Genomic DNA, 25,200 nt, shown 5'->3' on the forward strand with positions numbered 1-25,200 from the left:
CCCACCCTTCCCGATCCATCCAGCGGTCGGCCACCTGGACGGCTGCCACTGCCAGGAGCGATCCCAGGCTCTCGCGCCAGCCGACCCCCAGGGCGACCGCCGCCAGCACCGCGACGGACTCCAGGAGGTCCCGGGGGCGGTGGCGGGACGCCATTCCCACGGCCCACGCGCCCCCCACCAGGGAGATGGCCCAGGCGGGGCAGGCGGCCGCGCCGAGCCCCACCAGTACCGCAGCGTAACTGGCGCACGCCGCCGAATCCCATCCAGGCTCGCCGTCCACGGCTGCGTCTACCAGCTTGATCGCGGCGCCCGCGGCCCATACGCCAAGGGCCGCCAGACCAAGCCCGAGGATCCCCGCCCCGCCTGCGCCGCTAGACGCGCCGCTGCAGGAACTTTCGAACGGCGGCAAATCCCCACGCCTCCAGCGCCGAGATGCCCAGCACCGTGCGCCGGGGCCAGGCCCGCCGCACCGACTCCAACCCCGCACGACCGCCCGGTAGGTCGAGCTTGTTGACCAGCACGGCGTACCCGCCCCGCCGCTCACCGTACCGCCCGAGCTGGGCGTCCAGGTCGTCCTCGTCCAGCAGCCGCTCGGGCGCCCTGGCCGTCCCAGGGCCATCCACCACGTGCAGCACGATCCGGCTCTCCATCACCAGCGCCAGCGTCTCCGCCATGCTGCGGCGCAGCGCGGGATCGGGGTGGATCTGCGCGGTGAGGCCCACCGTGTCCACGAGCCGCACCGTCACCTGGCGCTTGGCGTGGCGCCACTCGACGTCCAGGTGCTGGATCTGGCGCGTCGTGGGGGTGCCCGTGCCTACAAGCTGGGCAACCGCGGCCGACAGATCCATCTCAACCCACTCGCCGTCGTCCGGCTCCTGGGCCCGGCGGCGCACCACGAGCCGCCGGTGCCCGCACCACTGGGCGAACCGTAGCACGAACAGCGTTTTGCCCACGCCGGGCCGGCCCACGACGCAGGCATCGGCCGGGGTGTGCATCGCGGGCCCCATCCCTCTTCACCGAACAGCCGCCCGGAAGCCCCCGTCTCGAGGCGCGGGGAGCAAGGGCGGCTTCCCCCCTCCTCGCTCTGCCGGCAGGCGCGAGAGCGCGTGGGGATTTGGGTCGTACCCGTCCGACCCCACGGCACCTCGTCGCGCGCGTCGCGCTCCGCCCGATGCCATCAGCCGGCGTCCCGGATGGTCCGCCACAAGGCTATCTGCCAGCACGGCTGCACCACGCTCCATGCCGATGCCAACCCGGCGCAAAACCTCTGGCGCCGTGCGGCGAAGTTTCAGGCTCCCTCGACGGGAGACGGGACGGAGGCCAACGCCCCTTCAAAGGGGATGTCCTCGACCCGGATGAGCATCAACTCCTCCCGGGTGGGCGCGGGGACGGCGTGAAGCCTCACCGCCTGCAGGCGGATGGCGGCCTCCAGGATGTTGCGCACGAGCCGGGCGTTGCCGAAGTGGAAGGGCTCCGTGACGCGCCGCAGCATCAACACCGCCGCGAGGCGTTCCCTGGCCTCGGGGCTGAGGCGGTAGTCACGTGCTTTCAGCATGTGGGTGGCAATCTGGAGCAGCTCCTCACCGTTGTAGTCCGGAAAGTCGATGACGAAGGGGATGCGGGACCGCAGCCCCGGGTTGAGCCGCAGGAAAAACTCCATCTCCTGCCGGTATCCGGCCATGATGACCACCAGTTCGTGGCGGTGGTCTTCCATCGCTTTGACGAGGCCATCCACCGCCTCCTTCCCGAAGTCCTTGTCACCACCGCGGGCCAGGCTGTAGGCCTCGTCAATGAACAGAACTCCCCCGATGGCGCGGCGGATCTGTTCGCGGGTGCGCTGAGCGGTGTGGCCCACGAACTCCCCCACCAGGTCGGCCCGCTCTACCTCGACGGTGTGGCCTTTGGGCAAAACGCCCAGCGCCTTCAGCATCCGCCCGATGATGCGCGCCACGGTGGTCTTGCCGGTGCCAGGGTTTCCCTTGAACGCCATGTGCAGCACCAGGGGCTCAGCGGCGAGCCCGGCGGCGGCGCGCTTCTGGCGGATCTCCACGTAGGCCCGCAGTTCCCGCACCGCCCGCTTGACGCTGTGGAGACCGACCAGCGCGTCGAGTTCGGCCATCGCCTGCTGGAGGCTGTCACCGTCCCGGGCGCTGTGGGAATCGGGCGGTGGGGTGGAAGCCTCGTCGGAGGCGTCGGCGCCATCGGTGCCGCGGCGACCTCCCCGCTCGAACTGGTCTGCCAGCAGGTGAAGGGCGTGGCCGGGGCTCAGGCGCCCGTCGGCCACTCGCTCGATGAGCGATCGGGTGCTCGTGCGAGGGTGTGCCATCAAGTCATCTATACGCAGCCGGCGGCCCGGACGCAGCCGCCCGTTCGAGGTAGTACCGTGCCACTGCGCCCGCGGCCGCGTCCAGGCTTCCCAGCGCCGAGAGGTCAAACCAGCGGATGCGGGGATCCGGGCGAAACCACGTGAGCTGGCGCCTGGCATAGTGGCGCGTCGCCAGCTTCAGGTGTTCGACGGCGCGGGCAAACGTGAGTTCGCCCGCCAGGTACCGCGCCATTTCCTTGTAGCCCAGCGCCTGCATGGCGGTGTTCCCTGGGCCCAGGCCGCGCAGAAGCAGCCGGCGGGTCTCGTCGACGAGCCCACGCGCGACCTGCTCGTCCACGCGGCGGTGGATGCGCTCGTAGAGTACGGGACGGGGGCGGATCAACCCGACCCAGACCGCCGCAAGAGGGCGAGCGGACCGCCGGGCCTCGCGCTGCAGTTCGCTCAAGGGCTTTCCCGTGACCTCGTATGCCTCGAGCGCCCGGATCACCCGGCGCACGTTGTGGGGGTGAATCCGCGCCGCTGCCTCGGGGTCCACTTCCGCGAGGCGCCGGTATAGGAGCCCGGATCCCTCTCGCCTGGCCTGTGCCTCGAGGTGCGCCCGCACGGAGGGATCGTATCCGCCCGGCGCGGGCAGGAGGTCGTCCACAAACGCCCGGATGTAGAGCCCCGTGCCGCCGCAAACGATGGCGAGCCGCCCGCGGCTCTCGATGGCGGCCAGCGCCCGGCGCGCCAGCTCCCGGTAGATAGAGGCGTTGAAGGGCTCCTCGGGGTCGGCGACGTCGATCAGGTGATGTTCCACCCCGCGCCGCTGCTCGGGCGTGGGCTTGTCGGTACCGATATCGAGGCCCCGGTAAACCTGCATGGCGTCGGCCGAGATGACCTCGGCACCCAGCCTCAATGCCACCTCGATGGCCAGCTCGGTCTTCCCGACCGCGGTCGGCCCCGCGATGACGAGGAGCGGCCGCAGCGGGAGCGTCCCGTCAGACATCCCAGATCCCGTACACGACGCGGCTTGATCGCCCGCCCCAAAGGCGCGGGGGGCCGAGCGCAGCCAGGCGGGCAGAGTCGCGGCGGTCTTTCACCACCACCCGGCGGCGGGCCGCCGAGAGGGCTGCCTGCACAACGTCCGCTGCCAGAGGGCCTTCATCGGCCACCCTGCGCCAGGAGGCCATTGAAGCTGACCCTGAAAGAGGCCGTTCGAACATGACATCGAAGTAGACCACGTCAAAGGAGCCGGGGTCTGCCATGGCCAGGACCTTCGAGTGGTCGGCTGCCACCACCTCGATGCGCGCCGCCGCCGCCGCCACGTCACCATCCTCCCACCCATAGCCCCGAAGCCCCTCACGCACGAGGACGGCCAGTGCCGCCACCTTCTCGACGCCGGTCACCCAGCCCGCGGGGCCGGCCGCAAAAGCGGCCACCAGCGCGTCGGACGCAAGGCCGAGGGTTGCGTCCAGCACCTGCTCGCCTCCCGAGAGGCCCATGGCCTCCACCATCGGATCCGCCATCCCCCTCCGGAGCAGGCGTATTCGATGAAGGGCCATGCCCGGGTGGTAAGCGAGCCGCCTGCTCCCTACCTGGATGGCCAGCCCGTGGCGCTCCACGACCAGAAAAGCGCAAGGGAGCGCCGGCTCAGGGCAGTCAAGGGCGCGATCCCCGCGGGGCACAAACGGCGCCCCGATCTCCCCGGCGATCGCCCGGGCTCTCGCCTCCTGCAGCCCGGTCGGCTCACGCCCCGTGGTGACGAGCCAGACCCGATCAGGGGGGTGTCCGGCGGCCAAAGCGCCGATCCAGCTCCTCGACCGGAATGCTGACCACCACCGGCCGCCCATGCGGGCACGTGTAGGGGTTGTCCGCCAGCGCCAGGCCTTCCACCAGCATCCGCATGGCGGCGGTATTGAGGGCGGTCCCGGCCTTGACCGCGCTCTTGCACGCGACGTTCTTGAGCAACCGGAGCTCCCAGGGTGCCGGCGCGGCGGATTCTTCCAGGTGGGCTCCGGGCGCTTCGGGGAGCTCGGGCAGTTCCCTGGCCAGCGCCTCGAAGAGAGCGCGAAGCTCGTTCTCGTGTGGTGCGGCCGGGAACCCCGGAACGGCCGGCAGCGACCGCACCAGGACGTGCCGGGGCCCGAACGCCTCCGCCTGCAGCCCTACGCGGCCAAGCCACGGCAGCAACGGCCGCAACGCTTCGGCGGCGGCCCAGGTGAGTTCGAGGGTCACCGGCGCGAGAAGCTGTTGGGCGGGGGCAGGGCTTCCGGCGCGGGCCTTCAGCATCTGCTCGAAGATGAGACGTTCGTGGGCGACGTGCTGGTCCACGACCATCAGGGCCCCCGGCGCCTCGGCCAGGATGTACGTGGCGAACAGTTGCCCGACGGCCTTGAGCCGCCGCAGTTGGGCCGGCAGCGGCTCCCGAGAGGCCGCACCCCACGGCAGGGCCGCAGGCTCGGCAGCTTTCGCCGGAGCCGGCGGCAGGCCCGGTGGAGACAGCAGCTGGCCCGTCGGTGACGGCGCGGACCTGGCCGCCAGCATGACGGGCGGGGCAGACCGCAGGGCCTCCCTTACGGCCGTGACCACCAGGGAGAAGATCAGGTGCTCGTCCCGGAAGCGTACGAAGAGCTTCGCGGGGTGCACGTTCACGTCCACCCAGGACGGATCCACGTCCAGGTAAACGAACGCGACAGGAAACCGCCCTGGCGCCAGGCGCCCCTCAAAGCCCCGCACCGCGGCCGTGGCCACGGTCCTGTCCTGCACCCAGCGCCCGTTGACGAACGTCCAGAGGTGATCGCGCCGAGGGCGGGTGAGGTCGGGCGGACCGATAAGCCCCCGAAGCGTGACGGGCCCCCTGGCGCCCCCGGCAGGCAACAGCACACCGGCTTCCTGCGGGCCGATGACGGCAGCAGCGGCGGCCCGGATGTCGCCGTCGCCCGGCGTAGCAAAGCGAACCTCCCGCCCTGCGGTCACCTCGAAGGCCACCCCGGGGTGCCCGAGCGCAATGCGTGCGGCCGCCTCCACGCACGCTCGCTGCTCCGCGGCCCCGCTTTTCAGGTACCGGCGCCGGGCCGGGGTATTGAAGAAGAGGCGCCGCACCCACACCGTGGTCCCCTCGGGCGCCGGAGCCGGGCCCGCGCTCATCTTCTGGCCGCCCGCTATGATGACCCGGAAACCCTCCGGCCGGTGGCGGGGCCTGGTCAGGATCTCGAGTTCTGCGACCGCCGCAATGGCTGCCAGCGCCTCGCCCCGGAATCCGAGCGTGTTTACCACGGCCAGATCTTCCCGACGGCGGAGCTTGCTCGTGGCGTGGCGCAGGAAGCATATCTCGGCGTCCTCCGGCTCCATCCCCTCGCCGTCGTCGCTCACTCGCAAGGCGCTTGCGTCTTCGGCCACGTCGATGCGGATGCGGCGGGCGTTCGCGTCAATGGCATTCTCGACGAGTTCCTTGAGGGCCGAGGCAGGGCGGTCCACCACCTCGCCGGCCGCGATATGATCGATGACGTCGTCCGGGAGCTGAACGATCTTGCCCATCGGTCCCGCCTTTTTTCAGCCCTCGAAGAGGAGCGTCTGGCTGAGCTCCACCGCCGAACGGCGAGGGCGCACCCGGGGGCGCCTGGGAGCTGCCGGGCCGTCTAGCGCGGCCGGAGCGGGCCGCAAGGAGGGCGAAACGGCCGCCGCAGGCGGTGCGGGGGCGCAGGCCGCTGCGGCACGCTCGGCGGCCCGTTCTGCGTGGGGGGCCGCCCCCTCCAGGTGGTAGAGCACCTCCTGTGCCCTGCGCACCACGCTTTCGGGAAGTCCGGCCAGGCGGGCGACTTCGATGCCGTAGCTGCGGTCCGCCGCTCCCGGCCTCACCTGGCGCAGGAACGCGATGCCATCGGGCGTTTGGGCGACTGCCGCATGGAGGTTGAAGACGCCCTCCAGGGCGCCCTCGAGTTCCGTCAGTTCGTGGAAGTGCGTGGCCACCAGCGTCCGGCACCCCAGGTCGTGGAGTGCTTCCACGATAGCCCACGCGAGGCTGAGCCCGTCGTAGGTGGCCGTACCCCGCCCCACCTCGTCCAAGACCACCAGGCTGCGGGGTGTTGCGTGGCGCAGGATATAGGCGCTCTCGCTCATCTCCACCATGAACGTGGATCGCCCCGAGGCCAGATCGTCCGAAGCGCCCACCCGGGTCATGATCCGGTCCACAACGCCGATGCGGGCGTGCTGCGCGGGGACGAAGCTTCCCATCTGCGCCAGGATCACCAGGAGCGCCGCCTGCCGCAGGTAGGTGGACTTGCCGCCCATGTTGGGGCCCGTCACGATGGCGAGCCGGTGTGCGCCCGTGTCCAGGTACAGGTCGTTGGGCACGAAGGGCACGTCCGGCAGCGTGGCCTCCACCACGGGGTGGCGCCCCTTGCGGATCTCGATGACGGAGCCGTCGTCCACCACCGGCCGCGTCCACCCGCGCCGCACCGCGATCTCCGCCAGGGCCGCCGCTACGTCGAGCCGGGCGACCGCCCGTGCCGCCGCCTGGATGGCCGGGGAGAGCGCCAGCACGCGCTGTACGAGCGCCTGGAACAGCTCGGCCTCCCGGGTGCCGATGCGCTCCTCTGCTTCCAGGACGCGGCCCTCCCACGACTTGAGCTCTGCCGTCACGAAGCGTTCCGCGCCGCTGAGGGTCTGGCGGCGCTCGTAGTCCGCGGGAACCAGCCTGAGGTTCGGCCGGGTCACCTCGATGTAATAACCGAAGACTTTGTTGAACCCCACCTTGAGCGAGCGGATGCCCGTGCGGTCGCGTTCCCTGGACTCCAGGCCCGCGATCCAGCGGCGCCCTTCCTCTGCATCCGAGCGAAGCCTGTCCAGCTCCGGGTCGTAGCCGGGCCGGATGCAGCCCCCGTCCCTGGGGTCGACGGGCGGGTCGTCGGAGAGGGCCCGTTCAAGCTCGGCGGCGAGATCCGCGAGTTTCGGGCGTCCCTGGGCCACCACCTCGAGGTCGCGGATGGCGACGGGCTCCCCGGCCGCGCTCAGCGGCTCGGCCACCGCCCAGATCGCCTCGCTGCGCTGCAGGAATTCCCGCAGTGCCACAAGATCCCGCGGCGTTGCCCTGCCGGTGCCCGCCCGGCCCAGCAGCCGCTCGGCGTCCGGCAGGCCGTTCAGCAGGCTGCGGAGTCGCCCGCGGCGCAGGTGGTCGCCGAAGACCGCCTCGACGGCCTCCTGGCGTGCCCGGATGGTCGCCACGTCCGTCAGCGGTTCTTCCAGGTAGCGGCGCAACATCCGCGACCCGGCGGCGGTGAGCGTCTCGTCGATGACACCCAGGAGCGACCCTTTCCGGGTGCGCTGGCGCAGGCTCGCCGTCAGCTCCAGGTTGAGGGCCGTGGAGGGGTCGATGAAGAGCCCCGCCCTGGGGTCGTAGCTCTCCAGGCCGGTGATGTGAACGAGCCTGTCCTTCTGCGTGTCCAGCAAGTAGGCGAGGGCGGCCCCGGCGGCCACCTGGGCCTCGGGCCACTCTTCGATCCCGAACGCCGCAAGCGACGCCACGCCGAAGTGCTGAAGCAGGGCACGCCTCGCCTCCGCCGGGTCCCATGCCCGGTTCTCCCAGGGGGTGAGGGCAGCGTGAAGCTCACGGCGCACAGCCTGCGCCACGTCCGGGTCGTCAGCCAGCGCAGGGGGCAGGACGAGTTCGTCGGGGGCCAGCCGGCGCAGTTCGTCGAGAGCGGCCCGCAGGGCCGAACCCCGGGTCCCGGCGTCGCCCGAAAGGCGGGTCGCGCGCAGTTCCCCGGTGGAGACGTCCGCAAACGCCAGCCCTGCCGCCTTCTCGGCCACCCACAGGACGGCCACGTACCGGCGCTCCCGCCCCGAGTCGCTCTCCAGTGTGCCGCGCGTCACCACCCGGATGACGTCCCGCCGCACGACCCCGCGGGCAAGGCGGGGTTCCTCGAGTTGCTCGCAGATGGCCACGCGGTACCCGGCGTTTACCAGCTGGGCAATGTACGTGTTGGCCGCATGGTGCGGCACCCCGCACATGGGCACCCGCCGGCCCTTGCCGATCTCCCGGCTCGTGAGGGTGATGTTGAGGACGGAGGCCCCGATCTCGGCGTCCTCGCCAAAAAGTTCATAAAAGTCGCCGAGCCGGAACAACAGCAGGGCGCCCGGATGCGCCGCCTTGAGCGCCTGGTACTGCTTGAGCATCGGCGTGGCCTCGTCGCCAGCAGAAAGGTCCTTGCCTTCCGTGGGCAGCGCTGCCACCCCCTGCCCTGCCGCCCTCACCCGGCAGCCGATCAACCGGCTCGCGGTGGGGCTGCCGCGGCGCTCGCGGCCTTCGGGCCGGCTGCCATCGCCGCGGGCATGTCCCGACGCCCGAAGAGCGTCCACGTGTTGACGTCCTCGACGTACACCGGCACCAGCCGCCCCATCAGGCGCTGCCGCTCTTCGCCGGGCGCGTCGAAGACCACGACTTTGTTGGTGCGGGTGCGGCCGGAGAGGCGGTCCGGGTTGGTTTCGCTTGCGCCCTCCACCAGCACCTCGACCACCTGGCCGCGGTAGGGCTGGTTGCGCTCCAGGCTGATGGCGTTCTGGAGTTCGATGAGCCGCTGGATGCGATCCCGCTTCACCGGCTCGGGAACGGGGTCGGGGAGCTTGAGCGCCGCCGTTCCCGGGCGCGGCGAGTAGACGAAGGTGAACGCCGAGTCGAAGCGCACCCGGCGCACCAGTTCCAGCGTGGCCTGGAAGTCCTCCTCGGTCTCGCCGGGGAACCCCACGATGATGTCGGTGGTGACGGCCAGACCCGGGACGGCGGACCTCAAGCGCTCCACCAGGTCGGCGAACTCCGCCGCCGTGTAGCGGCGCCCCATCCGGTGCAAGATGCGGTCGCTTCCCGACTGCACCGCGAGGTGGATGTGCTCGGCCACCTTGGGAAGCCGGGCCATGGCCTCGATGAGGTCGTCCGTGAGCTCGCGGGGGTGGTTGGAGGTGAAGCGGATGCGCTCGAGCCCCTCGACGGAGCTGAGACGCTCCAGCAGCGAGGCCAGCGTCACGCTGCGGCCCGGCAGGTCGCGCCCGTAGGCGTTCACCGTCTGGCCGAGCAGCGTCACCTCCTTGACGCCCTGCCCGACCAGTTCCCGCACCTCGCGCTCAACGGCCTGGGGGAGGCGGCTGCGCTGGCGGCCACGGGTATTGGGCACCACGCAGAAGGTGCAGCGGTAGTCGCACCCGTAGATGGCGCTCACGAACGCGGTCACGGCGCCCGGGTCGCGAAGCACGGGCAGGCCCTCGACGATCTCGCCCTCGTCGTGCCAGACCTCTACCGCCCGGCGGCCCGTCTCGATGACCTGCTGGAGCAGCTCGGGGAAGCGGTGGAGATTGAGCGTCCCCATGATGAGGTCGACGTGCGGGAGGCTTTCCTTCATGCGGTCGAGCTCCGGCCGCTGCTGCGGCATGCACCCGGCGATCCCGATGATCATCCCGGGCCGGCGTTCCTTGAGCGCCCGCAGGCCGGCCACCTGGCCGTACACCTTGCGCTCGGGATTCTCGCGGACGCTGCACGTGTTGAACAGCACCAGGTCGGCTTCCTCGATGCGGTCGGTGAAGCCGTACCCCATCTGCGCCAGCATGCCTGCAAGGGTCTGGGAGTCCCGCACGTTCATCTGGCAGCCCAGGGTGACGATGTGGGCAAGCCGCGCCCTGCTGCCGTTCGCCTGCACCAAAAGCGCGTTCCCCTCTCCGGCGGGTGCCAGGAGCCCTGGCAACACTACATCGACCATTATAACCGGGGCCGCCGTGGGCGAACTAGATGCGCAGGAGCGTGTCTACGGGGGCGTGGTTGTCGGTCAGGACCGGCACGTCGTCGGTGGGGATGGGTTCGACCACGAGGGAACGGGCCAGGGTGCCAGACCCGGGGGGAAGGCGGCCCTCACGTTCCAGCCGCTCGACCGTTGCCCGGAACGCCTCGGGGCTCAAGGGGGCCTGGTCGGTGGCCAGCACGATGATGTTGCGCTGAACCGGGTCGATGGCGCTGCCGGAGGTGGTCCCGACGGGCAGCACGTACACCGTCGGGAAGACGGCCTTCAGGCTCTTGAGCATGGAGCGGAACAGCAGGCTGTGCCGGCCCGAGAGCGACCCGATGATGTTGGAGGCCACCACGCCGCCGGGGTTCAGGCGCTGCTTCAACTCCTCGATGAATTCCACGGTGGCCAGGTGAAAGGGGATGGAGTGGGCGAAGTACGCGTCGAGGAAGACCGCATCGTAGCGGTGAGGCGTGCGCCGTACGAACATCCGGCCGTCTTCGGCTGCCACGTTGAGGCGAGGGTTGTCGGCCGGCACCTGGAAGTAGCGGCGCGCCAGGCGCACCACTTCGGGGTCGAGCTCGGCCACGTCGATGGTAACCCGGGGGTACACCTCGAGGAAGTTCTTGGGCACCGACCCGCCGCCGAGCCCCACCATCAGCACCCGTTCGGCCTCAGGCACGAGGGACATGGCAAGGTGGAAGTAGCGCGTGTACCAGAAGACGAGCGCCTTCGGGTCGGCGAGATCCATCGCGCTCTGCCAGGAGTCGTCGAACTTGAGGTAGCGGGTGCCGGTACGGTCGTCCACCACCAGGATGTGATGGTAGGCACTGTCCTTCTCGAAAACCACCTGCCCGCGGTCCTCCGCCATCCCCGTCCAGGTGGCCTGGCCTATGCCGGCCCGGATGCTGGCGCCGGCCGCCAGGATGGCCACAAGCGCCCAGAACGCCGCGTACCGAGGGGGACGCCCCCGGGGTTTCGCCTGCTTGTGCGCAGCCGGGTGGGTGCGGCCGGTATACCCCCACCCCACTACCGTGAGGCCCAGTACGACCAGCACCGCGCCGAGCACGTACAGGATATCCGTGACCCCGAGCCACGCCACCAGGTAAAACGCCGTGAACAGGGTGCCCACGATGCTCCCGGCGGTGCTCACCGCGTACAGAAGGCCCGCCGTCGAACCGATGGTCTGCACGCGCTGGGCGGCGAGCCGGATCGCGTACGGCGAGACGGTGCCAAGGAACAGCCCGGGAAGGAAGAACAGGACCAGCGCCGATACGAGCGACCCCTCGCGGACCCCGACGCCCTCCTGAACCATCCAGAAGTTGAAGCGACCGGCCCACAGCGGCATGGCTGTCACGAAGACTCCCGGGACGACGATGAGCCACCCCAGCCACTCGGCATACGGTCTCCGGTCCGCCAGACGCCCACCGATGAAGTAGCCGGCCGTCAGCGACGCGAGCACCACCGAGATGAGGCTGCCCCAGACGTAGATGGAGTTGCCGAAGTACGGGGCAAGCAGGCGGCTGCCCACCATCTCCAGGGCCATCAGCACGGCTCCGGAAACGAAGACAATCCCCGCGAGCATGTCTCACGCTCCCATCGTGGAGGCGGTTCGGCCACTGTTCCGCCGAGTTTCACGGCACGATCAATGCGGCCACTGCCAGGACGACTCCCGCCAGAGCGGCAGCCATCAACCACCGGCTCTGCGTGCGGAGTGATTCCACTTCCGCCTGCAAATCCCGCTGAGCGGTCAACTGGCCGCCCGGGTCGCGAACCAGGTTCTTCACGATTTCGTCCGTGCGGGCCCGCTCCTGCTCCAGGGCGGCACGCAGGCTGTCGACCTCGCTTCTGAGCTGGCGCCGCTCCTGCTCCGATGCCGCGAGCTGCTGGCGCAGGGTGGCAAGATCGGCGTTCAGCTTGTCGATCTGGGCGGTCGACGCCTGCAGGCGCTGCAGGCTCTCCTGTTGGGCGCTCAGCAGCGCTCCGGCCTGTTCGGGCTGGATCCCGCTCCGGCTGAGCGACGTGATGAGCGTGTCGAGGTTTGTCCGGAGAGTGCCCAGTTCCTGCTGCTGGGCCTGAAGCGCCGCCTGGAGCTGCTGCAACTGGGCGCTGGAGGCCTGAAGGCGCTGGGAGGTGGCCTGCCCTTCCGCCTGGATCTGCCCCACCAGGTCCTGCGTGAGAGCCTGGATGTGGTTTTGCAGCGAGGCAGTCGTGCGCTCCAGGGCCTGAACGGATTGGCTCATCCCGACCAGTTCGACCCTGCGCGCCGCGAGATCCCGGTCCAGGCCGTCAAGGCGGCCCTGAAGGTCCTGGATTACCGTGCCGAGCCCCTTGGCCGTGTTCTCCACCTGGGTAACGCGCTGGGAGACGCCGCCAAGCTGCTGGTTGAGCGTCTGCGTCGCCTGCTCGACCTGCGTGAGCCTGCGGTCCGAGGCGGCGGCGTTCTGGGAGAACTGGGCCAGTACCTCGGTCAGCTTCGCGTCGATGCGGCTCACGTCCCGCGCCCCGGCGTCCAGGCGCTGGTTCACCTGCGAACGCTGGTCCTGCCAGCGAGCAAGCTCCTCCCGGAACTCGTTGGTCAACTGCCGGACCAGCCGCAGGTCGTCGCCGGAGAGGCGGGTCTGGCCGCTCTCGACGTCCTGCAAGAGCCGGGCGATGACGGCGGCCAGGGTGTAGCGGTCAACGGGCCTCGATCCGTCGAACCGGCCCGCCTGCAGCGTGAGGTATCCCCGCTGCACCAGCGTCACCACGGCCTGATACGCCCAGTGCTCGGGCCGCACGTCGGTGATGGTGGGCTCTGCCTGGGAGGCCTGGGCCTGTGCCACCGGCACGGCCGGCCCGAGCGCCGCCGCGGCGGCCACCACACCCGCCAGCAGGGTCGTTGCCCAGCGGGCCGGGAACAGGCGCTTGCCCATCATGTTGAGAGATCCCTCCATACCAAGCCCTCTTGCGTGAGTTTGGCTCGCAGGCGCTCATGACCCGCCCGGGGATCGGGCAGGCGCGGTCGGCCCTGTCCCCACCGCGACCCCCAGCTGTGGCCGCTTGCCTTCCGGGCTGATGCGATAGACCACCTGCCCCGCCGCGTCCCGGAACTCTGCCGCTACCACCTGCACGGCACCCTGTCCGGTGCGGCTCGCCACCAGCCGGAGCACCAGCAGGCTCGCCGTCCCCTGGGACTCGACGGGTGACGAGGCTTCGATGCTTACCTTCCCTGCCTCGTCGTCCGCCGCGCGTACCGAGAAGCCAGGCGCCGCACCGCCTGCAGCCGGGCCGCCGGTCTGTGAGGAGGGGGACGTCCCCACGAACAGAGTCCCGCGGTCCACGGCCAGAGCACCGCCTGCCAGCCGCATCACGGCCGGGTCGAATGCGACGTCGATGCGGGCGGTAGAAAACCTCGGCAGGTTTCGAGCCCGGATCTCAACGTTGAACGCCTGCCCCGGGGAGAGGTCCCCGGTGTCCGGCCACCCTGCCCCCGGCACCACCAGGATCTCGGCGTCCCTCGGCGGGACGATGACCGTATTGGTGGGAACCGGCTGCTCCCCTGCTCCGGGGTAGGTCACCCTGAGCGAGTATGGAATGTTGCCGGACGCACCGGTGGGCTTCACGAGCCACCGCAGTTCCACCTGCTCCTCGGGCCGCAGGGTCCCGACATAGCGGCGGTCGCTGTCGCCCGGAGCCACCTTGAGGCCGTACGGGGTCAACAGCTGCGCGGATACCTGGTACGCCTCCACCCCTCCGTCGTTGCGGACAACCCCCGTGACCTGGAAAGGATCCGGGCTCCACTGCCCGTCCATCACATCCAGGCGGGCCGGCCCCCGCAGCTGGACCCACAGCCGGGCGGGGGTCACCACGCGCAAGCCGCGGCGCGCCTCGTTGGGTTCCGCGTTGGCAGCCTCCGCGCGGACTGAGAAGGTGAGTTGGGCCGGCGAAGTCGCGGTGACCCGCGCCGCCCACGTCGCCTGCGCCGTCTGGCCCGGCGGGATCTCACCAAGCTCGCGCACGGCTGACTCGCCCGGTAAAAGATCGAGCCCTCCCGGAAGCTCAAGCGACACCCTGGTCTCCCGCGCGGCGCCGCGCCCCGTGTTCTGCACGTACGCCAGGATCGTCACGGGCTCGGTCTGGCCGATGACCGCCATCTCCGGGCTCGACAGCCCCACGGCAAGCTGCCCGGGGACGATGCTGATGCCGCCCATCCCGTAGTAGACAACGATGGACCGGCTCTGCCCGGGCTGCACCTCCTGCGGGTCAAAGAACAGCGCCACCGCGCTGTCCAGCTCGTACTCGCCCTTCCGCTCAAATGTCCGTCCGGGCGCGAAGTCGAACTCCCAGAGGCTGTCCCGCAGGACGCCCCAGTTGGTGAAGTAGACGCGGTCAGGCGGCGTCACCTCGCCGCCCCGCAGCGTCCCCTGGGCGATGACCGCCGGCTGGGCCAGCGAGTCGAAGGCCTGCCAGAACTCGGGCATCTCCTGCTGGGAGCGGGAAAGTACCGTGTCGCTCTCGACCGCCCGCTCCCCCACGCGGAACGGCGCCCCGTCGTTGCTTCCAGCCATCGCGTCCAGCACGACCCGGAAGCCGATCGGGTGAGGCTTCTGGTCGTTGTTGATGGCCACGTACTCAATGCGAACGGTGTCAGGCAGGCCGGTCGTGCGTCCCCGGGCAATGCTCAGGCGCTGGACCACCTCGATGCCGGCGGGGTACTGCCAGGCGGCCTCGATCTCCTGTCCGCCCTGGACCAGCCGCGGCGCCGTCACGGGCCGCCCGAAGGGCCCGTCCTTGCCGGCCGGCAGGTGGGTTGGCCCTCCAAACACATAGGAGGTGCCGTCGATGCGAACCGTCGTGAACGAAGTCCAGGGCTCCTCGCCCCCGTAGATGAGGGGACGGTTGTTGTCGTCACCGCGCTCCGGGTTGCCCCCCGTGGTGCTGACGGAGAAACGCCCGGTGGCATCCGGGGAGTTGTTCACCACCACCCGGATGTACTCGTTGAACAGCTCGACGCGACCCGGCCCCCCGGGGGCCTCCTGGGTGTGGGCCTGCCCTCCCAGGGCCAGCATGGCCAGGATGCCTGCCACAAGAATGCGTCTTCTCGCGCTTTTCCCCGAGGAGGCGCCCTCCTGGCGCGAATACGTCCTCATACCTTGCTGTGTCACCTGCCCCGATTACAGGTAAGTCACGCGCTCGCTGACCAGGCGGTAGCTCACGCTTGGCTGGGCGCGGCCCTGTTCGTCCCGGGTAATGGCGAAGTCGAACAGCACGGTCAGACGATACGGCCGCTTAACGGAAGAGGGCTTGAAGCGCCACCGGTCACGAACCCACCGCTCGGCAAAGGCGTCCAGCTGGGTCCCCGTGCGCTGCTTGAACGCCACGCTGCTGATGCTGCCATCCACACTGACGGTGATCTCCAAAAGCACCTGCCCCTGGGCACCGTACGTCAGGGCGTTCTTCGGGTAGATCGGCGGGCTTGAGTCCACCACCATGGCCGCCGTGAGATCGGGTTCAGGGGGGCCCGGCGGGGGGTTGTCCTCCCGGACGCCACCGGTCCCTGCACTGTCCTGGCGGGTCAGCGGACCCTCCGCCTCGGCCTCCTTCTGCGTCTCGGGTTGGGCACTCTTAGCCGCCGGCTCCCTGGGTGCAGCCGCGACGGCCACTGCAGGCCCGCGTTCCGAGGTGAGCACCTGCTGAGTCGACTTCGGGGACGTGCTGGAAACGGGAGCCGGCCGGGGCGCCACCTGCGCCTTGTCAGGCGCCGGCGCGGGGGCCGACGTCTTGGGAGTGACCTGCGGCTTGGGCTTTTCCGCCACAACCTTGGCGGCAGCAGGCGGCGCCTTCTTGCTCTCCTGGCCGGACCCTCCCGCCGCGGAACTCTCCCGGGCGGGGCGCGGCGAGACCGGGCCGGGCGCCGGCGCGGGCGCCACCGGGATCACCTGCACCACCGCCCCTTCGCTCTTGGGCAGCACGAAGCGATCGGTGAGGATCACCCGCGAAAGGACGAGCAGCAGTATGGCGTGCAGCAGGAGCGAAACCCCAACGAACGGCTCAAGCCGCCCCGGCTGTTGCGACGGTCCCGTTTTCGCCGCCATCATGGCCCCGCCATTCACCCCTGCACCGGGCCGGGCTATGGGACCCCTCCACACTCACCGTCCCGCTCCGGACGCCGCACTGGTGAGCTCCACCGCCAGCCCCAGGCGGTAGGCCCCCGCCCGGCGCAGCACGTCGATGGCCTGCACCACCAGGTCGTACTTGATCCCCTTATCGGCCCGGACGATGACGAGCTGGTCCGGCCGGCGCCGCACCGCGTCCCCCACCAGGGCGCCCATCTGCGCCAGGTTCACGGGACGCCCGTCCACGTAGTAGCGCCCCGCCCGGTCGATGGTCACCACCAGTTCCGGAGAGGCCTCCCGGGTGGCGGTGACCGCCCGGGGCAGGTCAAGCCTCAAGGTCGCCGGTTCGGTGCGAAACGTGGTGAAAACCATGAAGAACGCCAGCAGGAAGAACATCACGTCGACCATGTTGATGATCTCGACGCGAGGCCGCCCGCGAACGGTTCGTGTGATGGCCACGACCCTGCGCTAGCTCCTTCCGCGGACCTCAGAGAGGAGTTGCAAAAACTGGGACGTCGTCCGGTTGAGGGCCGCCACCCGGCGGTCGATGATCCCGGACAGGTACACGTAGACGAACAGCACCGGCACCGCGATGGTGAGCCCTGCAGCCGTAGTGATCAGCGCTTCTGCGATGCCCGCGCTCAAGCCCGACGGTTCAACCCCCTCCATGGCCGCCAGGATCCGGAAGCTGCGGATGATACCGGTGACCGTTCCAAGAAGCCCCAGCATGGGCGCGCCCGTGACGATGGCATCGAGCCACGCCATGCGGCTTTCCATCTTCTGGACCTCGTCCTGACCCACCCGCTCGATGCGCGCCCGTACTTCTTCCAGAGGGCGGTCCCACGCCGCCAGCCCCTCCGCCAGCACCGCAGAGGTTGGGCCGTTTGCCCTTCGAATCGTCTGCATCGCTTCGAGCAGCCGCCCCTCGTGGACGAGGATGCGGAGCTCGTCCATGATGCGGTCGGAGTCGCCGCGAAGCTTGGCAAAGTACCACAGACGTTCGAGGCTGATGGCGACGGCGAATACCGAGACGAGGCCCAGCGGAATCATGACCGGGCCGCCCTTGACCAGAATGTCAACCACGGTGGCGAACATGACGCCTCCTCACAAGCCCGCGGCCTGGGCCCGTCTGCCTGTCCAGACAGACTGGCAGGGATTTCGACGGCCTGGAAGCAATCCCTACCGTTGCGGGGCCGTTTCCAACACCCTCCGGCGTTGTCGCACGCCTTCGGGCCGCAGGCCCCCCTATAACCCTCGAAAGCTCCAGGAAATCTCAGGGGTACCGGCGCTTTACAGGATTTTCTCCAGGAAGGCGCGGGTGCGGGGCTCCTTCGGGGCGGGGAAGACCTCGCTCGGCGGGCCCTGCTCCACGATGCGGCCTTCGTCCATGAAGATGACCCGGCGAGCCGCCTCTCGGGCGAAGCCCATCTCGTGGGTGACCACCACCATGGTCATGCCCTCCCTGGCCAGGTCGCGCATGACGTCGAGCACTTCCTTGATCATCTCGGGGTCCAAAGCGCTCGTCGGTTCGTCGAAGAGCATGATCTTGGGCCGCATCGCAAGCCCTCTGGCGATGGCCACGCGCTGCTGCTGTCCCCCGGAGAGCTGGGAGGGGTACGCGTTGGCCTTGTCCGGAATCCCCACTTTCTCCAGGAGCGCCAGCGCCTCGCGGCGCGCCTGTTCGGGAGGGATCCCGCGCACCTTGATGGGCGCCAGCGTGATGTTCTCCAGCGCCGTCATGTGCGGGTACAAATTGAACTGCTGGAAAACCATCCCCACCTCGCTTCGAAGCCGCGTGATGGGGGTCTTCGGGTCGTTGACGTCGAAGCTGTCCACCACGATGGTGCCCTGCTGGATCGGCTCCAGGCGGTTGATGCAGCGCAGAAGGGTGCTCTTGCCCGATCCGCTTGGCCCGATGATGACCAGCACCTCGCCCGGGTAAATCTCGAGATCGATCCCCTTGAGCACGTGAAGCGATCCGAACCACTTGTGAACGCCCTGAAACCGGATGATGGGCGTCTGCTGCTGAGCCTGCTGCGCTTGGCGCACCTGCTGCGCCTGCGGTGCTTCCGAGACGACCACCCCTGGGGACACCCCTTCTGCCAGGCCTGGGCTTCTTTTCGAAGCCGTCTCGATTGTTCCTGCGGCGGGCCCGAAAAAGAGAGGTGCCGGAAAACTAAAACCCCGGCGGCTTCGAGCTTCGAAGCAGCGCCGGGGATGGTGCGACAGGGTCCGGTCGTCAGGCGGACAGCGCTCCTGGATCCCGGGTGCGTTCGGCAAGGGCCTCCTCAGGCGTTACGCTCATCAGGAGAAGTTCGTCCGGGCGCCCGTCCTCCACGACGTGCATGCGCCCTTCCTTGCGAAAGCCGCACTTCTCGTAGCAACGGATGGCCCGCCGGTTGCTCCTGAGCACCCGCAGGTAGATACTCCGCATGTGGCGCTGCTCGAAGAGGTAGCGCAGCAGGGTCCGGATGGCTTCGGTGCCGAGACCCTGGTTCCACAGCTCCGGCCGGCCGATGCGGATCCGCAGCTCCGCCTCGCCGCTTCGCCAGGCGATGTGATGCAGATCCACGTCGCCGATGGGAACGCCGTCCGGCCCTTCGATGATGAACGTCAGCCGGTACCGGTCCCGCCGGCTTTGCTCCACCCACTCCTGGGTGCGTTCCAGGGTGGTAGGGTACTCGCCGTGAACGAACTGCGCCACCTCGGGGTTCAAAGACCACTGCAGGAGGTAGGGAGCATCCTCGGGCCTGACCGGCCGGAGGCCGATCCGTTCCCCCTCGATGCGCATCGCAGCACTCCCTCGCTCACTACGTAGTTGTCGCTGCATCTTTGCAAGGTACGGCTCTTTCGACGGTCGCAACGTTTCGAGGGGACGTTCGTCTTTGGCCGGCGTCCGCCATCGCTCACGCGAATTCGAAGCGCTTCACGCCGACCCTTCCGGCAAGTGAAGTCACGGCTGGGATGAAGTGGCAGGCGCCTCCAGATCGCGCCGCAGATGAGCCAGCGCCTCCCGCTCCCGGCGGGAAACAACAGGCTGGGAAAGGCCGAGGAGCTGCGCCACCTCCCGCTGGCGCAGGCCCTGGAAGAAGCGGAGGTAGACGATGCGCCGAAGCTCATCGGGCAGCCGCCCCAGCGCCCGGCGAACGTCCAGCGTATCGGCCCAGTGCTCGGCTTCACCCGGAGGGGCGGCAGGCGAAAGCGGCGTCTCTTCCAGCGGGACGGGCGCCGCCATGGCCCCCACGGCGGCCGCGAGTTCGGCGGCGTCCACGCCCATCATGGCGGCAAGCTCGGTGAGGGTCGCATCGCGCCCCCTGTCCGCCTGGAACCGCCGGCGGCACTCCTCGGCTGCACGCAGCAGTTCCGCCGCTCCCCGGACTCCGCTGACGGCCCGGCTCTTCTCCACCAGCCGGCGAAGTTGGCCGAGCATGATGGGAACCGCACAGGTGGCAAAGGAGACCCCGGCCGAAGGATCGAAGCGCGCCGCGGCCTCGACCAGACCCAGCCGCGCGGCCTGCAGCAGGTCGTCGAACTCCACCGGAAAGGCCCGGAAGCGCCTGGCCACCGCCACGGCCAGCTTCTCGTGCTCTTCCGGGCGAACGGGGAGGCGATCAGCGGGGGCCCGCTTGCTTTTGATCGGCGGCAGGCCGCTTGAACAGGCGCACACAGGTGCCCTCTCCCGGGACGGAGTCCACGAGCACCTGGTCCATGTACGTTTCGGCTACGGAAAAGCCGATGCCCAGGTGGTCTCCGCCAGCACTCGAGTAGCCGGCCTCCCGCGCTCTGGCCACGTCTTTGATCCCCCGGCCCCTGTCCTCCACTACCACCTCGAGCCCCCCGTCCTGCGCCCGGCCGGCGACCCAGACCGGGCCCGGGGACTGGCCCGCGTAGGCGTGAATCACGGCGTTGGCCACCATCTCGGAGACGGCCAGCTTGATGTCCTCGATCTCGTCCAGCGTGAAGGCCAACCGCGCGGCGAAGGCCGCGACGACCGCCCTGGCGAAGGCCAGGTTATCGGGGGACGCCGCAATGGCCAAAAGGAAGCTGTCCGGCCCTTGTCCCCATGCCGCAGTCAGCCATCTCGGCGAGCGTGCCGGTTCACCGCTCATGGGGCGTGCGCCTCCTCCGCCTCGGGGCAGGCCCGCTGCGCTTCGGGGCCAGGCGGGTGAGGGCTTCCGCCTCGCTGCCGGCTACCTCCACCAGCCTGAGCGCGCCGCTGATCTCCAGCATCCGGCGCACCCGGGGGGTGACTTCCACCACCACCAGCCGCCCGCCCCGGCCGAGGGCCGCCCGGTACCGGCCGAGGATCACGGCGATGCCGGTGCTATCGAGAAAGGTGAGCCCCTTCAAGTTGAGAACGATGTGCCGGAGCTCGCCGTTGCCGGCCCAGGCCTCCTCGACGGGGTTGCGAAGCTGTGCGGCCGATGCCATGTCGAGTTCGCCTTCGACGCGTGCGACCAGTACGGGTCCCTGACGCTGCAGTTGGACCGTGACCGCCAAGAACGGGGCCCTCCCACTGTCTGTTTCCAGGCCACGAGTACCGCAACGCCATTACTTCGCCTGGGGCGGTGCCGGTTTCCTCCCGACAGGAACCCAGGCCTGCATAAAGGAGCGCACCTGGCGCGCCACCAGTTCGCCCCACCCGGCTACCTCGACCGGTTGGGCCACCTTGACCGGCACCTCGGCGAGAAGCTTACCCGATGCCGGTTCGACGAGCCGAACCATCCCGACCCGGGCGTCTGGCCCCAGGGGCGCCACCAGCTGTGAAGGCAGTTCAGCCTTCTTTTCCACCTGGACCTTGGTGCCCCGCTCGACGGTCATGAAGGCGTCCTGTGCCAGCACCAGGGCAACGTAGGCGGGCTTGCCGCGTGCCACCTCGGCCGCGCCCACCACGTCGCCCGAGGAGGCCAGCCGGCGCGCCTCGTAGCGCCGGAAACCCCAGTCGAACAGCGCCCTCACGTCGTTTTCCCGGTCCTTCGCCGTGGGTGCGCCCATGGTGACCGCGATGAGCCGCAGGTTATCTCTCATCGACGTGACCGCGACGCAGTAGCCGGCTTCGCTGGTCATGCCGGTCTTCAGCCCGTCCAGGCCGGGGTAGCGCTTCAACATGCGGTTGAAGTTGTAGAGTACCGGCTTTTTGATGCCGTTCTGGCGCATCGTGTACTCCCACGTGGAGACGAGTTCCAGCAGGCCGGGCGTCTGGACCGCCTGGCGGGAGAGCAGGGCCAGATCGTAGGCGCTTGCGACGTGCGGACCGGGATCGCCGGTCTGCTGGGGCGGCAGCCCCGTGGAGTTGGCGAAGCGAGTGTTTTTCATGCCCAAAGCCGCCGCGCGCCGGTTCATCATGTCGACGAACGCGCTCTCGGAGCCGGCCAGGAACTCCGCAACCGCCACCGACGCGTCGTTGGCCGAACCCACCGCGATGGCGTAGAGAAGCTCCCGCAGCGGCATGCGTTCGCCGACTTCGAGCCAGATCTGGCTGCCTCCCATCGAGGCGGCGTGCTCCGAGGCGACCACCTCGTCGGCCATGCTGGCCCGGCCTTCGCTGATGGCTTCCAGGGCCAGCATGAGGGTCATGATCTTGGTCACGCTGGCAGGCGGGAGAGGCTCGTCGGGGTTGAGCGCGTAGAACACCTGCCCGCTGGCCGCGTCCATCAGCACCGCTGCCCTGGAGGCGAGCTTCAGTTCGGGGACGGCCGGCGGCGCCATCGTCAGCAGCCACTCCGAACGCCCCGGCGCGTTGCCGGGGATGCGCCAGACGATCCACAGGGCAACGGCCGCCGCCAGAGCTACCAGCAGCATGGCGAGACGCCGGACCACGCAGCGCCACCTCCTGGGCCTGCCGCAGTTGCTGCGGCACTACCCTATGAAGAGGCGGCCCGGCGCAGAACCGCAGGGCGAGACGGCCATCCTGCGCGGCCTTTCCGCCGCGGCTCGGGCATTGCCGCAAGCTAGATCAGCACGTCGGCGGCAAAGCTCTGGCCTGCGTCGAAATCCGGGCGGGGGCGCAGGCCCAGCATGTCGGCCACGGTGGCGGCCACGTCGGCGAAGCTCTCCCTGACCCCAAGCTGCACGCCAGCCCGGATCGGGCGGCCGGTGACGAGGAGCGGCACGTACTCCCGGGAGTGGTCCGTGCTGGGCGTGACGGGGTCGTTTCCGTGATCCGCCGTGAGGATGAGGACGTCTCGGGCTGTCAGCTCTTGGAGGATCTCCGGCAGCCTGCGGTCGAACGCCTCGATGCCTCGCGCGTAGGCAACCGGGTCGTTACGGTGGCCCCACAGCGTGTCGAAGTCCACCAGGTTGGTCATGATGAGGCCCCGCCGGTTGGAGGTGCGCCTCAGGAAATCCAGCGTGGCGTCCACGCCCTCCATGTTGTCTTGGGTGTGGACGGCCTCGGTGATGCCCTGCTCCGCGAAGATATCCTCGATCTTCCCTACGGCCCACACCCCCATGCCGGCTTGCGCGACACGGTCGAGAAGAGTCGGCCTGGGGGGCTTCAGGCTGAAGTCCCGCCTGCGGGGCGTCCGGCGGAACGACCCGGGGCTGCCCTCGAAGGGCCGGGCGATGACGCGCCCGACGGCGTGCGGGCCCCGCAGGATGCCGCGAGCGACCTCACACATGCGGTAAAGCTCCTCGACCGGTATCACGTCCTCATGGGCCGCGATCTGGAAGACGCTGTCGGCCGAGGTGTAGACGATCGGGCAACCCGTGCGCAGGTGCTCGGCGCCGAGCTCTTGGATGATCGCGGTGCCGGAAGCGGGGCGGTTACCCAACACCTTGCGTCCGATGGCATGCTCGAACGCCTCGATGATCTCGGCAGGAAAGCCGTTGGGGTAAACCGGGAAAGGCCTCTTTGTCACAATGCCCGCCAGTTCCCAGTGGCCCGTGGTGGTGTCCTTCCCGGCCGACCGTTCCGCCATCTTGCCGTAGGCTGCCTGCGGGTGCGGCGGGCACGAGAGTCCGGGAATGGCGTCAATACAGCCCAGCCCGAGCCGCTCCAATCCTGGGGCCGAGAGCCCTCCAACCGATTCGGCCGCGTGGCGCAGCGTGTGGCTGCCCTGGTCGCCGTAGTTCGCGGCGTCCGGGAGCTCGCCGATGCCGACGCTGTCCAGGACGATGATTACGACGCGGTCAACGGGCGCCCTCGCTGCCATGTTCATTTCCGCTCCTCTTTGAAGTGGCCGTCGCGTGCAACTCCCCGGCGGATTATACCTCCCATCCCAAGAACCCCAGCAACAGCCGCGCCGCCGACACACCCAGGACCTCCACCGCAGCAGCCGCTGCCGTTGCGCCGAGGAAACGCAGGCCCGCGCGGCAGTACGCGCCGAACGCCGCCGGAAGCCAGACGGACGAAGCGCCCAGCATGGATCGCCCGCACGCGGCAGCGAACGCCAGCGCCTCCCCCGCCGCGCCCAGGGTGGCATACAGCCCGAGGAGATGCGCCGGCAGCGCGCTCAGCGCCAGGAGCGGCACACCCCTCGGCCCCCAACCGACCAGCGCCGATCCGAGCACGATGCCGGCGGTGTAGCTACGCAGCACGGCGGCGCCCACAGCCAGCGGGCTGGCCACGACGCTCAGGCCGAAAAGCCAGACGGCCGCGGCCCCCCAGGCAAGCTGCCGCCCCAGGGCAGCTGCCAGCGGCCCCCAGGGCCCGTCTCCCTCCGGCCAGACCCACGCGGCGTAAAGGGCGGGCGTAGGGGCCTGTTCGGGGGCGGCAAGCGCGTGGTGAACCCCAACCCCGAAGGCGGCTGCGGCCAGGGCCGTCATCACGAGACGCACGGCGCCCGGCGCACTCGCCGCGGTTGCGCCCGGAGCAGGGGTGCCCCATGCCAGAAGGCCGCTCCCCCTCACGAAGAGCCCCCCGCTCCGGCCGCCGGGCTCGCCGCTTCCCACAGCATGGCAAGCACCCGGCCGGCCGAAAGGCATGCATCAAAGAAGGGCGGGTCGTCTTGCGGCGTGCGTCCCATGCTTTCAGGGGCGACGGGCAACCGAAAGAGTGCCGGGCGAACGGGGGCGGGGTCCACCTCCACGACCCGGTGCCGGGCGAGGAGGCCGCTTCTGCTCAACTGCCGGATCACCGCGCTGCGAAAACGTCCGGGAAGCGACCCGGGGAGGACCAAAAGGGCCGGCCTCGCCGTGATCCGCCCGAACGCCAGCCGGTCGTGGTGGCTCAAGCCCCGGTGCCGGGCCCTCGCGTCCCGCAGGGACAGCCGTGGCACCAGCACGGGTGCTGCGCCGAGAGCCCCCGCCAGGTCGCACAGGGACGCAGCCTCCAGGCACGTATGGCCCAGCGCGGTGGCCGTGCCCACCACCCCCGGGCCCGGGCCCAGAATCACCACGTCGGCCCCCGCCCTCTGCGCGACGGCCAGGGCTGAGGCGGGATGCACCGCCTCCATGTCTCCCCCGAAGGCCTGGCCTGAGGTGATGACGAGTCCGATGATGCGGGCCCGCCGCAGCAGGTGAAGGTAACGGCTCACGTGGGCCGGAAGCGCGGCCGAATCCGTCATCACGTACGCTACCTTCAGGTCTGGCGAACACCCGGCGGCCCACCGGCACGCGGCGGCAACCACCCCTACCATGCTGTGGAGCGACACGACCGCAACGGGCAGCCCCCGCAGGTCCGGAGCGTCCCGTACGGCACGGTGGTAGGGGCCGGCCGGCTCCTCGGCCGCCATGACGGCAAGCTGCACCGGCGTGTAGCGGAGCTTCATGATATGCCCGTGCCGCCGGCTGGCGGGCGGCGTGGCCCAGCCCCCCGCCAGCGGTGGAGGGTCGAGCGGCGCCACCACGACGTGCTGCCCGCCGGTTCCCAGACCCAGGCTGACCGCCGTGGTGTTGAGCAACACGCGCTGCCCGGGAAACCAGGCCTCGTAGCTCAGGTCACAAAAAGCCCATGCCCGCCCGCTCGAGGGGTCACCCGGGCCTGGGTCAATGTCAACCAAAAGATCGATCCTGCGGCCTTGCCGCCCCACCACCTGCCGCACGACGCCCGCACGAAGCTCCATCATGCCCCTGTTTGCCGCGAGCG

The 25,200-nt window shown here is 69.8% G+C and carries 23 protein-coding genes; all 23 read right to left on the bottom strand.

Annotated elements, in window-relative coordinates; genetic code table 11:
• On the bottom strand, positions 1-409 hold a 409-nt coding region (locus AB1609_00205), incomplete at its 3' end, for a hypothetical protein (protein ID MEW6044897.1).
• Entirely contained in the window at positions 372-995 is a 624-nt protein-coding gene (locus AB1609_00210) for a GTPase domain-containing protein (protein MEW6044898.1), read from the bottom strand. The genes AB1609_00205 and AB1609_00210, both read right to left, overlap by 38 nt.
• 293 nt (positions 996-1,288) lie before the next feature.
• Positions 1,289-2,326: an AAA family ATPase gene (locus AB1609_00215; GenBank protein ID MEW6044899.1), complete on the bottom strand. Its 1,038-nt coding sequence runs from the start codon at positions 2,324-2,326 to the stop codon at positions 1,289-1,291.
• A gap of 4 nt (positions 2,327-2,330) precedes the next feature.
• Positions 2,331-3,314, bottom strand: coding sequence for a tRNA (adenosine(37)-N6)-dimethylallyltransferase MiaA (gene miaA / locus AB1609_00220; protein ID MEW6044900.1), 984 nt, complete (start codon positions 3,312-3,314; stop codon positions 2,331-2,333).
• Positions 3,307-4,107, bottom strand: a complete 801-nt coding sequence (locus tag AB1609_00225) for a class I SAM-dependent methyltransferase (protein MEW6044901.1) — start codon at positions 4,105-4,107, stop codon at positions 3,307-3,309. The genes miaA and AB1609_00225 overlap by 8 nt, the downstream gene beginning before the upstream one ends.
• The gene (gene mutL / locus AB1609_00230) at positions 4,085-5,845 is read right to left on the bottom strand and encodes a DNA mismatch repair endonuclease MutL (GenBank protein ID MEW6044902.1); all 1,761 of its coding nucleotides are present in this window, start codon (positions 5,843-5,845) and stop codon (positions 4,085-4,087) included. Before mutL ends, AB1609_00225 begins: the two co-directional genes overlap by 23 nt.
• Before the next feature lie 15 nt (positions 5,846-5,860).
• Complete coding sequence (gene mutS / locus AB1609_00235) at positions 5,861-8,539, bottom strand: DNA mismatch repair protein MutS (protein ID MEW6044903.1); 2,679 nt, start codon at positions 8,537-8,539, stop codon at positions 5,861-5,863.
• 32 nt (positions 8,540-8,571) lie between these two features.
• Positions 8,572-10,053, bottom strand: a complete 1,482-nt coding sequence (gene miaB / locus AB1609_00240; protein MEW6044904.1) for a tRNA (N6-isopentenyl adenosine(37)-C2)-methylthiotransferase MiaB — start codon at positions 10,051-10,053, stop codon at positions 8,572-8,574.
• A gap of 25 nt (positions 10,054-10,078) precedes the next feature.
• Entirely contained in the window at positions 10,079-11,659 is a 1,581-nt protein-coding gene (locus AB1609_00245; GenBank protein MEW6044905.1) for a fused MFS/spermidine synthase, read from the bottom strand.
• A 49-nt stretch (positions 11,660-11,708) separates the two neighbouring features.
• Positions 11,709-13,010: a hypothetical protein gene (locus AB1609_00250; GenBank protein MEW6044906.1), complete on the bottom strand. Its 1,302-nt coding sequence runs from the start codon at positions 13,008-13,010 to the stop codon at positions 11,709-11,711.
• 36 nt (positions 13,011-13,046) lie between these two features.
• Positions 13,047-15,206 carry a hypothetical protein gene (locus tag AB1609_00255; protein MEW6044907.1) on the bottom strand — a complete coding sequence of 720 codons (2,160 nt, stop codon included), beginning with the start codon at positions 15,204-15,206 and terminating at the stop codon, positions 13,047-13,049.
• Between the two features lie 24 nt (positions 15,207-15,230).
• The gene (locus AB1609_00260; GenBank protein MEW6044908.1) at positions 15,231-16,154 is read right to left on the bottom strand and encodes a TonB family protein; all 924 of its coding nucleotides are present in this window, start codon (positions 16,152-16,154) and stop codon (positions 15,231-15,233) included.
• Between the two features lie 51 nt (positions 16,155-16,205).
• Positions 16,206-16,631, bottom strand: coding sequence for a biopolymer transporter ExbD (locus tag AB1609_00265; GenBank protein ID MEW6044909.1), 426 nt, complete (start codon positions 16,629-16,631; stop codon positions 16,206-16,208).
• Positions 16,632-16,640: 9 nt separating this feature from the next.
• Positions 16,641-17,267: a MotA/TolQ/ExbB proton channel family protein gene (locus AB1609_00270; protein ID MEW6044910.1), complete on the bottom strand. Its 627-nt coding sequence runs from the start codon at positions 17,265-17,267 to the stop codon at positions 16,641-16,643.
• A gap of 195 nt (positions 17,268-17,462) precedes the next feature.
• A complete protein-coding gene (locus AB1609_00275; protein ID MEW6044911.1) occupies positions 17,463-18,185 on the bottom strand; it encodes an amino acid ABC transporter ATP-binding protein in 723 nt (240 codons plus the stop codon).
• Positions 18,186-18,411: 226 nt separating this feature from the next.
• Positions 18,412-18,963 carry a GNAT family protein gene (locus AB1609_00280; GenBank protein ID MEW6044912.1) on the bottom strand — a complete coding sequence of 184 codons (552 nt, stop codon included), beginning with the start codon at positions 18,961-18,963 and terminating at the stop codon, positions 18,412-18,414.
• Positions 18,964-19,125: 162 nt separating this feature from the next.
• Positions 19,126-19,839, bottom strand: coding sequence for a sigma-70 family RNA polymerase sigma factor (locus AB1609_00285; protein ID MEW6044913.1), 714 nt, complete (start codon positions 19,837-19,839; stop codon positions 19,126-19,128).
• Positions 19,784-20,281 carry an anti-sigma F factor gene (spoIIAB, locus tag AB1609_00290; protein MEW6044914.1) on the bottom strand — a complete coding sequence of 166 codons (498 nt, stop codon included), beginning with the start codon at positions 20,279-20,281 and terminating at the stop codon, positions 19,784-19,786. The genes AB1609_00285 and spoIIAB overlap by 56 nt, the downstream gene beginning before the upstream one ends.
• Positions 20,271-20,672 (bottom strand): anti-sigma factor antagonist, encoded by a 402-nt coding sequence (locus AB1609_00295; GenBank protein ID MEW6044915.1) that lies wholly within the window; start codon positions 20,670-20,672, stop codon positions 20,271-20,273. The genes spoIIAB and AB1609_00295 overlap by 11 nt, the downstream gene beginning before the upstream one ends.
• A 51-nt stretch (positions 20,673-20,723) precedes the next feature.
• The gene (locus AB1609_00300; protein ID MEW6044916.1) at positions 20,724-21,992 is read right to left on the bottom strand and encodes a D-alanyl-D-alanine carboxypeptidase family protein; all 1,269 of its coding nucleotides are present in this window, start codon (positions 21,990-21,992) and stop codon (positions 20,724-20,726) included.
• 131 nt (positions 21,993-22,123) lie between these two features.
• A complete protein-coding gene (locus AB1609_00305; GenBank protein ID MEW6044917.1) occupies positions 22,124-23,332 on the bottom strand; it encodes a phosphopentomutase in 1,209 nt (402 codons plus the stop codon).
• Between the two features lie 46 nt (positions 23,333-23,378).
• On the bottom strand, positions 23,379-24,023 hold the full coding sequence (locus AB1609_00310; GenBank protein ID MEW6044918.1) for a hypothetical protein: 645 nt from the start codon (positions 24,021-24,023) through the stop codon (positions 23,379-23,381).
• Positions 24,020-25,180 (bottom strand): DUF3866 family protein, encoded by a 1,161-nt coding sequence (locus AB1609_00315; protein MEW6044919.1) that lies wholly within the window; start codon positions 25,178-25,180, stop codon positions 24,020-24,022. Before AB1609_00315 ends, AB1609_00310 begins: the two co-directional genes overlap by 4 nt.
• Between the last annotated feature and the right edge of the window lie 20 nt (positions 25,181-25,200).

The organism is Bacillota bacterium, assembly GCA_040754675.1.
GTDB lineage: Bacteria > Bacillota > Limnochordia > Limnochordales > Geochordaceae > Geochorda.